This window comes from Novosphingobium sp., assembly GCF_040079535.1.
GTDB lineage: Bacteria > Pseudomonadota > Alphaproteobacteria > Sphingomonadales > Sphingomonadaceae > Novosphingobium.
Genome location: NZ_JBEBKB010000016.1, coordinates 1 through 14,416, shown reverse-complemented (window position 1 = coordinate 14,416; position 14,416 = coordinate 1). Strand labels below are relative to the sequence as shown.

The 14,416-nt window shown below is 61.9% G+C and carries 13 protein-coding genes; 3 read left to right on the top strand and 10 right to left on the bottom strand.

Going from position 1 to position 14,416, the window contains the following annotated elements:
- Positions 1-6 precede the first annotated feature (6 nt).
- The 3 genes from ABL914_RS07270 to ABL914_RS07260 all read right to left on the bottom strand — a co-directional run bounded on the left by ABL914_RS07270 (position 7) and on the right by ABL914_RS07260 (position 5,361).
- Complete coding sequence (locus ABL914_RS07270) at positions 7-3,522, bottom strand: efflux RND transporter permease subunit (protein WP_391562508.1); 3,516 nt, start codon at positions 3,520-3,522, stop codon at positions 7-9.
- Between the two features lie 25 nt (positions 3,523-3,547).
- A complete protein-coding gene (locus tag ABL914_RS07265) occupies positions 3,548-4,717 on the bottom strand; it encodes an efflux RND transporter periplasmic adaptor subunit (RefSeq protein ID WP_391562507.1) in 1,170 nt (389 codons plus the stop codon).
- 344 nt (positions 4,718-5,061) lie between these two features.
- Positions 5,062-5,361, bottom strand: coding sequence for a DUF1153 domain-containing protein (locus ABL914_RS07260; protein WP_391562539.1), 300 nt, complete (start codon positions 5,359-5,361; stop codon positions 5,062-5,064).
- Positions 5,362-5,807: 446 nt separating this feature from the next.
- Between ABL914_RS07260 and mnmA the strand changes: the two genes are divergently transcribed.
- The gene (mnmA, locus tag ABL914_RS07255) at positions 5,808-6,941 is read left to right on the top strand and encodes a tRNA 2-thiouridine(34) synthase MnmA (protein WP_391562506.1); all 1,134 of its coding nucleotides are present in this window, start codon (positions 5,808-5,810) and stop codon (positions 6,939-6,941) included.
- On the opposite strand, the gene ABL914_RS07250 is transcribed toward mnmA, so the two are convergent.
- The 3 genes from ABL914_RS07250 to ABL914_RS07240 are packed head-to-tail and all read right to left on the bottom strand — an operon-like array spanning position 6,938 to position 9,163.
- Positions 6,938-7,735: a class I mannose-6-phosphate isomerase gene (locus ABL914_RS07250; RefSeq protein ID WP_391562505.1), complete on the bottom strand. Its 798-nt coding sequence runs from the start codon at positions 7,733-7,735 to the stop codon at positions 6,938-6,940. The two genes, mnmA and ABL914_RS07250, sit on opposite strands and share 4 nt — an antisense overlap.
- The gene (locus ABL914_RS07245) at positions 7,732-8,775 is read right to left on the bottom strand and encodes a mannose-1-phosphate guanylyltransferase (RefSeq protein ID WP_391562504.1); all 1,044 of its coding nucleotides are present in this window, start codon (positions 8,773-8,775) and stop codon (positions 7,732-7,734) included. Before ABL914_RS07245 ends, ABL914_RS07250 begins: the two co-directional genes overlap by 4 nt.
- A 46-nt stretch (positions 8,776-8,821) precedes the next feature.
- Complete coding sequence (locus tag ABL914_RS07240) at positions 8,822-9,163, bottom strand: hypothetical protein (protein ID WP_391562503.1); 342 nt, start codon at positions 9,161-9,163, stop codon at positions 8,822-8,824.
- A gap of 30 nt (positions 9,164-9,193) precedes the next feature.
- Between ABL914_RS07240 and ABL914_RS07235 the strand changes: the two genes are divergently transcribed.
- On the top strand, positions 9,194-10,309 hold the full coding sequence (locus tag ABL914_RS07235) for a serine hydrolase domain-containing protein (RefSeq protein WP_391562502.1): 1,116 nt from the start codon (positions 9,194-9,196) through the stop codon (positions 10,307-10,309).
- A 22-nt stretch (positions 10,310-10,331) separates the two neighbouring features.
- Here ABL914_RS07235 and ABL914_RS07230 read toward each other — a convergent pair whose 3' ends face one another.
- Genes ABL914_RS07230 through pdxH form a run of 4 tightly spaced genes read right to left on the bottom strand, consistent with a single transcriptional unit; the run spans position 10,332 to position 14,076 of the window.
- Positions 10,332-11,303, bottom strand: a complete 972-nt coding sequence (locus ABL914_RS07230) for an NAD-dependent epimerase/dehydratase family protein (RefSeq protein WP_391562501.1) — start codon at positions 11,301-11,303, stop codon at positions 10,332-10,334.
- A gap of 20 nt (positions 11,304-11,323) precedes the next feature.
- Entirely contained in the window at positions 11,324-12,502 is a 1,179-nt protein-coding gene (locus tag ABL914_RS07225; protein WP_391562500.1) for a glycosyltransferase family 4 protein, read from the bottom strand.
- Positions 12,503-12,520: 18 nt separating this feature from the next.
- Positions 12,521-13,459, bottom strand: coding sequence for a cation diffusion facilitator family transporter (locus ABL914_RS07220; protein WP_391562499.1), 939 nt, complete (start codon positions 13,457-13,459; stop codon positions 12,521-12,523).
- Entirely contained in the window at positions 13,456-14,076 is a 621-nt protein-coding gene (gene pdxH, locus ABL914_RS07215; RefSeq protein WP_391562498.1) for a pyridoxamine 5'-phosphate oxidase, read from the bottom strand. Before pdxH ends, ABL914_RS07220 begins: the two co-directional genes overlap by 4 nt.
- A gap of 103 nt (positions 14,077-14,179) precedes the next feature.
- Between pdxH and ABL914_RS07210 the strand changes: the two genes are divergently transcribed.
- A partial coding sequence (locus tag ABL914_RS07210; RefSeq protein WP_391562497.1) for a DnaJ domain-containing protein occupies positions 14,180-14,416 on the top strand: 237 nt, incomplete at its 3' end.

The following is a 14,416-nucleotide window of genomic DNA, read 5'->3' as shown; positions in this document are numbered from 1 at the left end:
ATCCGCTCACTCGGCCGGCGAAGGTCCTTCGCCGCGCCGGCTGGCCGGTGTGGCGGCCGACGGCTGGGGTGGCGGCGAGGGTAGCTGCGGGGCCATGTCAGATGCAGGCTCATGCGAGGGCATTGTGGCCGCTTCGGCATGGGCTGGTTGATAGGTCAGGAACAGGCGGCTGAGCCACGGGCCAATGCGCACTTCCAGACCGTTGGCAAGGCTGAAGCCGGCCGGAACGATCAGCAAGGTCAGCACTGTAGACAGGATCAGGCCGCCCATCACCATCGTGCCCATCGGTTGCCGCCAGGCCGAATCGCCGCCCAGCGACAGCGCGGTTGGTACCATCCCGGCAGTCATCGCCACGGTGGTCATCACGATCGGTTGGGCGCGTTTGTGGCCGGCATCAAGGATCGCCTCATACTTCGGCACCCCTTTGGCCATTTCCTCGATCGCGAAATCGATCAACAGGATCGAGTTCTTGGCGACGATCCCGAACAACATCAGGATCCCGATGAACACCGGCAGGGTCACTTCCTGTCCGGCCAGGAACAGCGCGATCAAGCCGCCCAGCGGCGCAAGCAACAGCGAGGCCATATTGACAAGGGGCGAGACGAAGCGGTGATAAAGCAGCACCAGCACCGCAAAGACCAGCAGAAACGCTGATCCCAGCGCGATCTGGAAGCTGGTAATCAGCTCTTCGAAAATTTCGTCAGAGCCATACGGCTTCTTGCTGACCCCGGCGGGCAGGTTCTTCATGACCTGCAATTCTTCGATCTTGGCCTTGATCGGACCTTCCTTGGCGTCCGGCGCAAGATCGGCCCCCACAAACACGCGCCGCTGCTGGTTAAAGCGGCGGATCGATACCGGGCCCGAACCCAGACTGATATCGGCAACCCGCGCCAGCGGCACCGATCCGCCGCTGGTGGTTTGCACCGGCAAATTTTCGATCACGGAAAGATCGCGCCGCGAATCTTCGGACAAGCGGACCCGGATCGGGATCTGCCGGTCTGCGAGCGAGAATTTGGCTGCGTTCTGATCGATATCGCCAATCGTGGCGATGCGGATCGTCTGGCTGAGTGCGGCGGTTGTAACCCCAAGGCTCGCCGCCAGTTCTTGCCGGGGCGTGATAACCAGTTCGGGCCGGCGGGTATCAGCAGCCACCCGCGGGGCAACCACGCCGGGGATCGATTTCATCTGTTCGGCCAGCTGCGCCGCGGTCGCTTCCAGCACAACCGAATCTGCGCCGGTCAGCATGACCGAGATCGGCCGGCCAAGCCCCGGAGGGCCAGCCTGGAACAGCGCCTGGAAATTGACCCGGGCATCGGCGAACTGCTGAAGCTGCGGGGTCAGCCCGCGTTCAAATTCCTGGCTGCTTTTTTCGCGGTCCTTTTTCAGCGTGATGAAAACCGATCCGCTGCCTTCGCGGATCCGCTCCTGGACCCGTTCCACTTCGGGCTGGTCTGCGATCAGTTTGGCCACTTTGCCCAACACCGCCTCGGTCTGCTGCAAGGTGGTGCCGGGAACCATTTCGATGGTTATCCGGCTGAAATCGCTGTCCTGTTCGGGAAACAGTTTTTGCGGAAGTATCCCGAACAAGACGCCCGACATCACCAGTGCGAACAAGGCCACGCCCAGCATCCAGATCCGGTGATCGCGCAGCCGTGCGCCCAGCCGCAGCGCCCAGAAACGGCTCCAGGCCAAGAACCCAGCGCTACGCTGCTTTATCGCCAGGTTGACCAGGGCCATCAGCAGGGTCTGGATCAGGAACACCAGGCCATAGGCAATCGGCGCGCCAAGGATCAGGGCGGATAGGGCCAGGCCCACCCCCGGCCCCTTGGCCACTTCGCCGACAACCGGCTCCCCACGCATAACGAACGGCGAAATCGCTACGAAAGCTGCCGCCAGTGTCGGCAGCAGGTGATAGAACGGCAACCCGCGAACCGCTTCAACCTGGCCGCGCAGCGCGCGCTGCTTGCGGTTATCAAGGCTGAAATGGAGAAGCCGCTCATAGCGTTCCATCCAGATCCCGCCGCCATGCTCGGCCGGGCCAGCCGGCTTGAGGAAATAGGCCGCGATCATCGGCGTGATCATGCGTGCCACCGCCAGACTGATCAGCACCGAAACCACCACGGTCCAGCCGAAATTGAAGAAGAACTGCCCGGGAATCCCCGGCATCAGTCCAACCGGAAGGAACACCGCGACAATCGAGAATGTAGTTGCCACCACCGCCAGGCCGATCTCGTCAGCAGCGTCAATCGCGGCCTGATAGGCGCTTTTGCCCATCCGCATGTGCCGCACGATATTCTCAACCTCAACGATCGCATCATCAACCAGCACACCTGCCACCAGCCCCAGAGCCAGCAACGACATCTGGTTGAGCGTGATCCCGATCATATCGATGAACCAGAAGGCCGGGATCGCCGAAAGCGGGATCGCAATCGCCGAAATCATCGTTGCGCGCCAATCGCGCAAGAAGAAGAACACCACGATAACTGCCAGGACCGCGCCTTCGATCATCGCTGCAATCGAGCTGGAATATTGTTCCTTGACGTAGGGTACGGTGGTGAACAGCTTGGTGAACTTGACGCCCGGATTGTCTGCCTCGATTTTTTCAAGCCGAGCGACGGCGGCATCATAGACCGAAACATCGGATTCACCCCGGCCCCGGGCAATCCCGAAGGTGACCGCCGATTTGCCGTTGGTTTTGCCGATCGAGGTTATTTCGCTGTACCCGTCCGATACCTTGGCAACATCGGTAAGCTTGATCACCCGCCCGCCGCCCAGCGGAATGTCGGTCTGCGAAAGCTGATAGGCAGTTGCCGTATTGCCCAGCACGCGGACCGACTGGCGCGATCCGCCGATTTCAGATCGCCCGCCTGCCGCGTTGAGATTGAGCTGCCGCAAAACCTGATTGATCTGGCCGGCGGTTACACCGTTGGCCTGCATCTTGGCTGGATCAAGGATGACCGCGATTTCACGGGTCACGCCGCCGCCCCGGTTAACTTGGGCCAAGCCTGACACACTGAGCAGATTTTTGGTGACCGTATCATCGACAAACCACGACAGCTGCTCAAGCGTCATGTCATCGGCCTGGACCGCGAAATAACCGATTTCGTCGCTGGAGATTTCAACCTTGAACACTTCGGGTTCAAGGATCCCGTCGGGCAGGCTGCCGCGAACCTGATCTACAGCATTCTTGACGTCGTTCAGCGCCTCGATAACATCGGTGCCGATATCGAATTCAATCTGCGTTTCGCTGGACCCTTCGCGCGCGGTTGAACTGATGTTGTTGACGTTTTGCAACGATTGCAGCGATGCCTCAACTTTTTGCGTGATCTGGTTCTCGATCTCGGTCGGCGCGGCGCCTGGCTGGCTGATCGCAACGATCACCAGCGGAAATTCGATATCCGGATCGTTCTGGACCTTCATCCCTGAGAAGGTGACCATTCCGCCCAGAATCAACGCGATAAACAGCACAATCGGCACCACCGGGTTGCGGATGCACCAGGCCGAGATGTTCTGGAAATTCATGTCTGCGCTCCTGCCCGGTGCCCTATCACGGCTTCGGCGCTATCGGCTTGATCGTCTCACCGGGCTGGAGGAAGCCGCCGGCCCGCAGCACAACCCGCTCTGTGCCAGAAAGGCCGCCCGCGATGACGACGCCCCGGGCTGTAATCCGGCCCTGCTTCACATCCCTGCGCTCAACCTTGTTGTCCTTGCCAACAATGTAAACATAGCTGCCCTTGCTGTCCGAAAGCAAAGCCGATTCGGGCAGAAGCGGGGCCACCATGGTGCCGGATTTGATCACAACCGAGGCAAATCCACCGGGGCGAAGTTCCGGGGCATAGGCCAGTGCGATCCGCGCGGTGCCCTGGCGACTGGCCGGATCAATCACCGGTGAAATCTGCCAAACCTGGCCAATAAAGGATTTTTCCCCGCCAACCGGGATCACTTCGGCGCTGACCCCTGGGCTGATGCCAGCCAGATCAGTTTCGCCCAGCTGCGCCATCAGCTCCATTTCCCCGCCCTTGGCGATGCGAAACAGGAAACCCGATCCGGCACTGACCACTTGCCCGGGTTCAACCCGCCGCTCAAGCACCAGCCCGGCGGCCGGTGCAACCACGTTGAGCCGGCGCGACTGCGCATTAAGCACTCCTAGCTGGGCATTGGCCACCCGGACCTGGGCAAAGGCCGAATCGCGCTGGGCCCGAAGGCGATCGACATCAGCTTTTGAAACAAAGCCTTTGCCGACCAGTTTGAGCGCGCGCTGATAGTTGGCTTCGGCCAGATCCGCATTGGCCCTGGCAACCTGGATCTGCGCGGCCTGGCTGCTTTGTTGCTGAACCTGCACCGATCGATCGATCACCGCCAGGGTCTGCCCGGCCCGGACCCATTGGCCCGGCTCTACCAGAACAGCAACAACCTGGCCGCCTTCGCCGGCGATGCCAACCGGCATTTCGCGGCGCGCTGCCAATGTGCCAGTGGCATTGATCGTGCCTTCGATGGTGGTCTGGCCGGGCGCGATCACGGTTACAACCGGGACCTGATCCTTGGCATCGCCTTCGTCTGCCGCGGTGCCACTGTGGGTCATGAACCAGATCCCGATCAGCACCAGCAGCACCACAACCCCGGCGATAATCAAACGCCAGCGCGATGACCGATCAGCCTCTGAATCGAGCAGCGGATTATCCGTAGTATCCGAGCCGTATGTGGATTCGAAACTCATTGGTCCTGCTGCCCTCTTCATCGCATCAGTTTTATCGGATCGGTTTTGGCGGATCGGCACGCCTGTTGCCAAGCGTTCCGCCATTTGCCGAACTGTGTTACAGTGCTAAATCACCTGCGGCAAGCCCCTGTTGCATAAGCACCTGGCCACAAGATCCAATCAGTGCCCGCTTTGGCGATTTGAACGGGCCCGCGCAATGCGCACTTCTGGGAACCGCTGATATTGACCGACAGACGGTGCAGTCTGGCAACAATTGACCGTTTTGAAATGCGAAACGGCCGGCGCAGGGATTTCCTGCGCCGGCCGCTATCGGCAACCAGTGGTATTGGCAGTTGGTATTCGGTTCAGTACTTCAGCTGGCGCTCGTAAAGATCGCGATAGTGCTGGATCCGCGTAACACGCAGACCCTGCATGCCCGAACGATCAACCGCACGCTGCCACGAGGCAAACTCCTCGAGCGTCAGGGTATAGCGCTCGCAGACTTCGTCGATCGAAAGCAGGCCGCCATTGACCGCGGCGACGACTTCAGCCTTGCGCCGCACGACCCAGCGGGTGGTGGTGGGCGGCGGCAGCGAATCGACCGTCAGCGGCTCCCCGAGCGGGCCGATTACCATCGCAGGTCGGATTTTCTGATTTTCGATCATCATGTTCCTCAACCACCAACCTTGAAATGTTCGGCGGTAGGGACAGCATTGCCAGTAAACGCTTTGCTATCTGTTGAATCTGTAAGGTTAACGCGCTGTGAGGGATTTGCTGCGGGTTGGACCGAGCGCGCCCAGCAGGAAAATCCGCCAACGGCAGGCCGCCGGCGTGATTCGTTCGATTCGATTTCTGCCCGCACCGCATGTGCGGCGCAAAGCCGGGCGTGCAGCCCGGGCCAGTCCAGCCCGCACGAATCCACCGGGTTTGAACGGTGTGAAACATTGCCGCGGAGGCCAGCCATGAAGTCGTTTGCGAATTCCATCTGCCAGCCACTAGAGGATCGAGGTCAAGATCAGGTAAAGCCCGGCTTTACTCCTTGTTGAGAATGCTTACCGAATTGCGAGGGCCCTTTGCCGTGATACCCGCACAGTGTAAGGGCCGCAGCGCAATGTCTGTGCTGCCTCCATTTGAAGAGCTGTTCCAGCTGTCTGCGCCGCTTGCCGGCAAGCGGATCGTGGTGGCCATGTCGGGCGGGGTCGATAGTTCGGTGGTGGCAGCGCTGGCTGCGCGCAGCGGGGCCGAGGTAATCGGGGTTACCCTGCAGCTCTACGATACCGGCCCGGCAAGCGGCCGCAAAGGGGCCTGCTGTGCTGGCGATGATATTCGCGACGCCCGCAGCGTGGCCGATCGCCTGGGCATCGCGCATTATATCGTCGATCACGTAAGCCAGTTCCGCGAGGAAGTGGTTGAGCAATTTGCCGACGACTATCTGGCCGGTCGCACCCCGATCCCCTGCATCCGCTGCAACATGGGCCCGAAATTTACCGATTTGCTGGCGATGGCCCGCGAGTTCGGCGCCGATTGCCTGGCAACCGGCCACTATGTTCGGCGGCTGATCGGCCCGGCCGGCCCGGAATTGCACCGCGCACTCGATCCGGCCCGCGACCAGAGCTATTTCCTTTACGCGACCACTGAAGCGCAGCTCGATTTCCTGCGCTTTCCGCTGGGCGGCCTGCCTAAATCGATGGTTCGCGAAATTGCCGAGGCCGAAGGGCTGCGCGTGGCGATGAAGCCGGATAGCCAGGACATCTGCTTCGTGCCCGATGGTGACTATGCCAAAGTGGTTCGCGCGGTTCGCCCGGCAGGGGTCGAAGGCGGCGAAATAGTCCATGCCGAAACGGGCGATGTGCTGGGCGCACACCAGGGGATCATCCATTACACCGTCGGCCAGCGCCGCGGGCTGGATATCGGCGGCCAGCCAGAACCGCTTTATGTGACCGGGATCGATGCCGGCCAGCGCCGGGTGCTGGTTGGGCCCAGGCGGCTGCTGGCGGTCTGTTCGGCGCGGATCGTCGAAACCGGCCGGATCGGGCCAGTCCCGTCAGCTCCGCTCAGCGCCAAGGTCCGATCGCTGGCAAAACCTGTGCCGGTCACGATCGCGGGAGAGCTGGGCCAGGGCAGCGATTGCATCCTGCATTTCGCCGCGCCGGAATTTGGCGTTGCCCCCGGGCAGGCTGCGGTGATCTATGCCGGTGACCGCGTAATCGGCGGCGGCTGGATCGCTGAAACGGCAGCTTCCTAGCCCACGGGCTGCGTAATCAACGATCGGCCCGCGCCAAATTCAACTGCGCGCATAGTTTCTGCCAAGGCGCATTCGCCCGGCGCAATCGTCTGGCCGTGAACCAAAAGCGCCGCATCAAGCGGCAACACCAACACCGCCCCGTGATAGCGCCCGGCGGTGGCCGGATCAGGCGCGCCGTCAATCCGGTCTAGCCGGAAGTGCGGCCCATTGACCAGATCCGCATTGCCCAAGGCCGGCACATGGCAGTGCAGCGCCGCAGGATACCGTTCACCCAGCGCCACCTTCATCCCTTGATCCAGATGCAGTTCACGCGGGCGGCCATAGTCATAAAGCCGGTAGGTAACATCGCTGTTCTGCTGAACCTCGATCAGGCTGATCCCGGCACCGATCGCGTGGACCGTTCCGGCCGGGATATAGAAAAAGTCGCCCGGTCGGGCCGGATGCCAGTCCAGCAAATGCTCGATCTCACCGCTCAGCGCGGCTTCGCGCAGCTGATCTGCCGATAGCGCCTGTTTGAAACCGATCCCCAGCTTTGCATCCGGCTGCGCGCCGATCACATACCAGCATTCTTCCTTGCCGCGTGATCCGGCGGGGGCATCGGCATCGCAAGGGTGGACCTGCACCGACAGTGCCTGGCTGGTGAAGATGTATTTGACCAACAGCGCATCCAGCGCCGCTGGCGGCGTGAACCAGACCTCACCAATCCGCTCGTCCGCCGGCGATAAGAACGGTGGCGGCAGCCGATCCACCCCCCACGGCCGCGCCGACATGGTTGTGGCCAGCTTTCCGCTCACTGGTTGACCGCGCCTTGTAATTTTCCCACCAGCTGCGCCCCGGCCCGGGTAGTGACCAGCACATCGTTGCCATCAACCACGATCACCACGTCTTCCAGCCCGATCGCAGAAACCTGGCGGCCATCACTTTCAACCAGGACCCCCCGGCACCCGACCAGTTCAGCCGGTCCGGTCACGCTGTTGCCCATTTCATCGCGCGGGCGCGCAGCCAGCAATGCATCCCAATTGCCAATATCAGACCAGCCCATATCGGCCGGAACCATCGCCGCGCGGGCGGTATTTTCCATCACCGCATAGTCAACCGATTCGCTATCGATCCGGGCAAAGGCATCCGCGCCGGGATGAAAGCGCTGGCCATCGGCGTGTCCTGCTGCAACCGCGGCGCGCGCGCCCGCCGCAATCGCAGGACGGTGCTGTTCCAGCTCAGCCAGAAACGCGCCGACCCGGAACGCAAAAATTCCGCCGTTCCAGGCATAGCCGCCATCAGCCAGAAAGGCCTGGGCCCTTGCCAGATCGGGCTTTTCGACAAAGCGGGCAACCTGATAGCCCAGCGCGCCAATCGCGGCGCCGCGCTGAAGATAGCCAAAGCCGGTTTCGGGGCTTTTGGCCTCGATCCCGAATGAAACCAGCCAATCCTGGCGGGCCAGCGTGGCGGCGGCATGGGCCGCCGATTGAAAGGCCGCAACATCAGCGATGTGGTGATCGCTGGGGCAGACCAGCATCACATCGTCCTGATCCAGCCGCAGCGCCGCCAGCGCAATCGCGGCGGCAGTGTTGCGGGCCGAAGGTTCAACAATCACGCGCGCGCCGCTGCCGGGATCCAGCTGCGCTTCAACATGGGCCAGATGGGCCGCGCCGGTTACCACCAACGGAGCGGCAAAGCCGGCGCCCGGCGCGCAGCGCGAAACGCTTTGTTCGAACAGGGTCGAATCGCCCACCAAGGGCAGAAACGGTTTGGGCTTGATCGCCCGGCTGCGCGGCCAAAGCCGCGTGCCGCTGCCGCCGCACAGGATCACGGGATGAATCAGGGAATCGCTCATGAACCGGGGACTAGCACAAGATTCGGGGGAATGGGTTACCGCAGGATCAATCCCGCCAAGGCTCTAGCTGGCAGCCCAGGCCCGGATGATAGCTGGCGGTTTCGCTGGCCAGCAGCGGAAAGCTGGCGGTGACGCTTTTCGTAGCGGCATCTTCAGACAACATCACCAGTTCCATCCCGGGTTCGAAATCCTTTTTGCAATCGCCCAGATCACGCCCGCCGACATAGCGGCATGAACAGGCGACGCGTGCGCCATAGGCCGCGCCGGTCTGGGCATAGGCCCCCAGCGGCCCCCAGAACCAGGCCGCCAGGCCCAGCACCAGGGCAACACCCAACAACAGCATCCGGCGGCGCAAGGATGGACGGGTGGTGGGGTTAACGGTTGCCATCGGACGGCCTTTGCGCGAGTGAAGCGGGCAATGCTTGCCCGCCGCCTGTCTCATATCGCGCCGTTGCTGTTGCTGCCAGCCCTGATCGCTTGCGGCTCTGGCCAATCCGCGCCGCCGCCGCCGCTGAGCGGGGCCGCGATGGCGGCGGTGATCGCAGAGCCCGGCGTTGGCCGCGAGGCGCTGGCCCGCGCGGTCGATGATCTGTTCAGCCGCGAGGATACCGCCGAAACCAGGGCCGTTCTGGTGCTGAAAGGCGGACGGATCGTGGCCCAGCGTTATGGCCCCGGCTATCATGAGAACACCCGCTTTGTGTCATGGTCGATGGCCAAGACGGTAACCGCGGTGATGATCGGGATGCTGGTGGCCGATGGGCGGCTGCGGCTGGATGAAGGTGTGCCAATTCCGGCCTGGCAACGCCCCGGCGATCCGCGCGGAAGCATAACCCTGCGCCATCTGCTGCAGATGCGTTCAGGGCTTAAACACGAAGAGGTGAGCGATCCGCCGTATGAAGCTGATACGGTGCGGATGCTGTTCCTCGACGGGCGCGGCAATATGGCCACCTATGCCGAGGCGCAGCCGCTTGAGGATGAACCGGGCACCAGCTGGGAATATTCCTCGGCCACTACGGTTATTCTGGCCGATCTTGCGGCCCGGTCATTGACTACCAGCCAGGATCCGGCCGAACGCGCGCGGGTGGTGGGTGATTATCTCAGGACCCGGATCTTTGAGCCGCTGGGCATGAAAAGCATGGTTCCCGAATACGATGCCGCTGGCACACTGATCGGCGGCAGCCTGATCCACGGCACCGCCCGCGATTGGGCCCGGTTCGGCGAATTCCTGCGGAGCCGCGGCGCGGCACAGGGGGCTCAGCTGGTGCCTTCGAACTGGATTGATTTCATGATCGCGCCCAGCCCCGCCAACCGGGGCTATGGCGCGCAGACCTGGCTCAACAAACCCCGGCCCGGCCAGGCCGCGATGTGGGCACCGCTTTCCGCAAACGCCTTTTCGATGAACGGGCATCTTGGCCAATTCGTGGTGGTTGACCCTGGCCGCGGCGTTACCGTTGTCCGCCTGGGCCGGACCGACGATGCCAACCTTTTGCCCGTCCGAGAGGCGATTGTCAGGATAGCCGCGCTGTTCAAATAGCGCAGCACTGCCGGGCGCTATCTTAGCCTTTGTCCTGCGCCATGACTTGCGCCTCGATCCAGCGATAGGTCTTGGCCAATCCATCGCGCAGCGGCTCGCTGGGGCGCCAGCCCAGCTCTTTTTCGATCAGCCGGTTATCGCTGTTGCGCCCGCGCACCCCGGTGGGGCCAGGCACAAACCGTTTGCTGACAGGTTTTTCGGCCAGATCGGAAACCACATCGACCAGCTGCGAAATCGTCACCATCTCGTCCGAGCCGATGTTGTAGGGGCCGGTCTTGTTTGAACGGGTCAGCCGCAAGGTGCCTTCGATGCATTCATCGATATACAGGAATGACCGGGTCTGCTGGCCATCGCCCCAAACTTCCACATCACCGCCACTTTGGGTCATCGCGACCTTGCGGCAGACTGCGGCCGGAGCCTTTTCCTTGCCGCCCTGCCAGGTGCCTTCGGGGCCGAAGATATTGTGGTAACGCGCGATGTGGACCTTCATTCCGTAATTGCGCGCATAGGACAGGTAGAGCCGTTCGGAGAACAGCTTTTCCCAGCCATATTCACTATCCGGCTCGGCCGGGTAGGCAGAGCTTTCCTCGCAATTGGGGTTATCGGGATCAAGCTGGTTGTACGCCGGGTACATGCAGGCCGATGATGAATAGAACAGCGCGCCCACGCCCTGCTTGTTGGCAGAAGCGGCAATGTTGAGGTTGATACTGGCCGAATTGTGCATGATATCGGCATCGTGTTCGCCGGTGAAGATATAGCCGGCCCCGCCCATATCGGCGGCAAGCTGATAGACCTCGTCAAAATGGCGATCATAGGCAGCGCGGCAGACATCCTGTTCGCGCAGATCGCCGATCACGAATTCATCAGCTGGGCTGGCGCCAAATTCGGTTTGCTTGAGATCGACCGCCCGCACGAAAAAGCCTTCGGCCTTGAGCCGTTTGACCAGGTGGCTGCCGATAAATCCTCCAGCGCCAAGTACCAAAGCTGTTTTCACGAGCTATCTCCAAGAATCCGTCAACCGGCAATCACGCCGATGAAGCGTTCGCCAATATTTTCAATGTCAAATGTGCGCAAGGCATAGCTGCGCGCGTTTTCGCCCATGGTCTGGCGCAGAACCGGATCGCTGGCCAGCTGGCGGGCCTTGGCCAGGAAATCGGCGGTATCATCACAATCGCTGACATAGCCGGCCTGGTGCGTTTCAAGCAGCCGCGAAGCCAGGTTCTCACGCGGCATTGCGCCCAGCACCGGCCGGCCCGCCGCAAGATATGACAGGATCTTTGACGGGACCGAATAGATCCCGGCCTCAGGCTCGATAAAGGCTACCACGACATCGGCCCCGCCCAGCAAGGCCGGTAGATCGGCAAACGGCACCCAGGGCCGCACGATCAGGTTTGCAAGCCCCGCGGCCTTTGCCTGCGCGGCTACTCCATCCGCCACTTCACCTTCGGAGGTGACGCAAATCTCAGCCTCAGGAAATTCCTGGGCGAGCGCCAGCAGCCAGTGCGGGTTGTGCTTGTAACCCAGCGTGCCCGAATAGACGAAGCGCAGCGGCCTGGCGCTGAAATAGCGGGCGGCCCAGGCGCTATCGCGCGGCATTGGCTCAATCTCATCGAGCGGGGCCCAGTTCTCGATCACGGCGATCCGCGCTGCATCGATTCCATGATCGATCAGGATCGGACGAAAATCCTCGGTGATCGCCACCACCCGGTCGCTGCGGCGCAGCATGGCGAATTCAAGGTGCTTGTACCAGGCGGCGATAGCGTGGCCAACAAGCGGAAGTTTGCGGGGCACCACTGCACCGATCGCCCGGCTGTAGATATCCTGCAGCCAGAATACGAACCGCGCACCAATCTGCCGAGCCGCCTTCTGGATGTGGTGCTGGGTATCAAGCGGCGCGTTGCTGGAAATAACCACATCGGGGCGCAGCGCCGCGATCCGCCCGGCGATGATCCGTCCAACCTCATTCTCCTGGCGCCAGCGCGCCACAAAGGTTGCCTTGGCAAAGGGCCGGTCCAGCGTGATGGCTTCGATTGCAAAAAGCGCGGGATCGCCGGGTTGCACGGTCAGATTGCCTTTGGGAGTCTGAAAGCCGGCAAAGTGCAGGTGCGTTACCCGGTGCCCGCGGCGGGCAAGTTCACGGCTGAGCTGAACCTGAAAGGGATGGCCCGAATAGTCCGAAATCAGAATATGCATGATGCGGCCCAGCGCCCTTCAACTGCTGCGCTGGTGCGCGGTCTGAACAGCTACCAGCAGATCTTGCGCGGCCAGTCCCACCTCGTTGACCAGCCCTTCTGGATCAGGATGGATCAGAATCTCGATCTCTGGAAATTCGGCCAGTAATTTCGCCTCGATCTCGTCCATCACATCATGAGCGGTGCGCACGGTCATTTCGGGATCGACCGCCATGTGGAACTGCACGAAATCGCGGTTTCCAGAAGTCCGGGTGCGCAAATCATGCAACCCTTTCAGCTCAGGATGGCGCGCCACCACTTCAAGAAAGCGGGCCTTCTTCTCCTCAGGCCATTCGTGATCCATCAGCTGCTCGATTGCATCTTGCGAAGCCCGCCATGCCCCCCAGCCCAGCCACAAGGCGATGCCAAAGCCAAACAGCGCATCAGCGCCTCTGACCCCGGCAAACTGATCGACCGCCAAGGCCGCGATCACCGCCAGATTGAGCGCCAGATCGCTCTTGTAGTGCAAATGGTCGGTCGAAATCGCGATCGACCCGGTGCGCTTGATCACCCGGTGCTGCCAGACCAACAGCATCAACGTGGCGGCAATTGCGATAGCCGAAACCACAATCCCGCCTTCAGCAGCTTGCGGACGGGCGCCTTCGCTCCACTGGATCACCGCACGGAACGCCAGACTGAGCGCAGAAATCGAGATCAGCACCACCTGAAACATCGCCGCCAAAGCCTCAGCCTTGCCATGACCAAAGCGGTGATTGTCATCATCGGGCTGGGCCGCAACCCAGACCCCCAGCAGCGTCGCCAGGCTGGCGATCAGATCCAGCGCGGTATCGGCCAGGCTGCCAAGCATCGCGGTGGACTGGGTGGTCCAGACCGCCCAGACCTTGAGCCCCAGCAGCAAACTGGCCACCGCGATCGAAGCATAGGCGGCGCTGCGATTGAGTTTACCGGCTTCGCTCATGGGTAAAGCAGCTTGCTCGACCATTGGCCCGCGTCGCCGCGTTCGAACCGGCGGCGTTCGTGCAGGCGAAACGGCCGGTCGAGCCAGAATTCGAATGCCGATGGAATCAGCCGAAAGCCGGTCCAGTGCGGCGGCCGCGGAACCGGGCCCAGCAAATAGCGCGCGCCGGTCTTGGCGATCCGGGCAATAAATTCACCACGCGATCCCAGCTCCGCCGATTGATCCGAAGCATGTGCGCCGATCTGCGAATCGCGGCCACGGCTGGCAAAATAGGCATCGGCCAGCTCTGGCGTAACTTCCTCGATCTGTCCTTCGATCCGGATCTGGCGGCGCAGTGATTTCCAGTGGAACAGCATCGCGGCCTGCGGATTTGCGGCCAGTTCACCGCCTTTGCGGCTGTGGCCATTGGTGTAGAACACAAAGCCATCTGCGCCCCAGTCCTTCATCAGGACCATCCGCACCGAAGGCGCGGCATCGGGCGTGGCGGTGGCCAATGCCACGGCTTCGGGATCGTTGGGTTCGTTGGCCCGGGCCGCAGCGAACCATTCGCCGAACAGGGCAAACGGAGCTTCGTCCGGGATTGCATCGTGCTGTTGGTCGTGCTGCTGGTCTTCCATCGCGCCAGCCGCATAGCCCGTGCCCGCGCCCGAGGGAAGGCCGCGCGTTTCGCAATTGCCGCAAAACCTTGCCGTTTGCGCTTCGCGCCCCTAGCTAACCTGGATGGCAGATCCCTATTCGATCCTTGGTGTGGCGCGCGGCGTGGGTGAGAAAGACATCAAGTCCGCTTATCGCAAGCTGGCAAAAGAGCTTCACCCCGACCGCAACCAGGACAATCCCAAGGCAGCGGAACGCTTTTCCGAGATAACCCGCGCCTATGATCTGCTGAGCGACAAGGACAAGCGCGCCCGGTTTGATCGCGGTGAGATTGATATCGACGGCAACCCGCTGGGCTTTGGC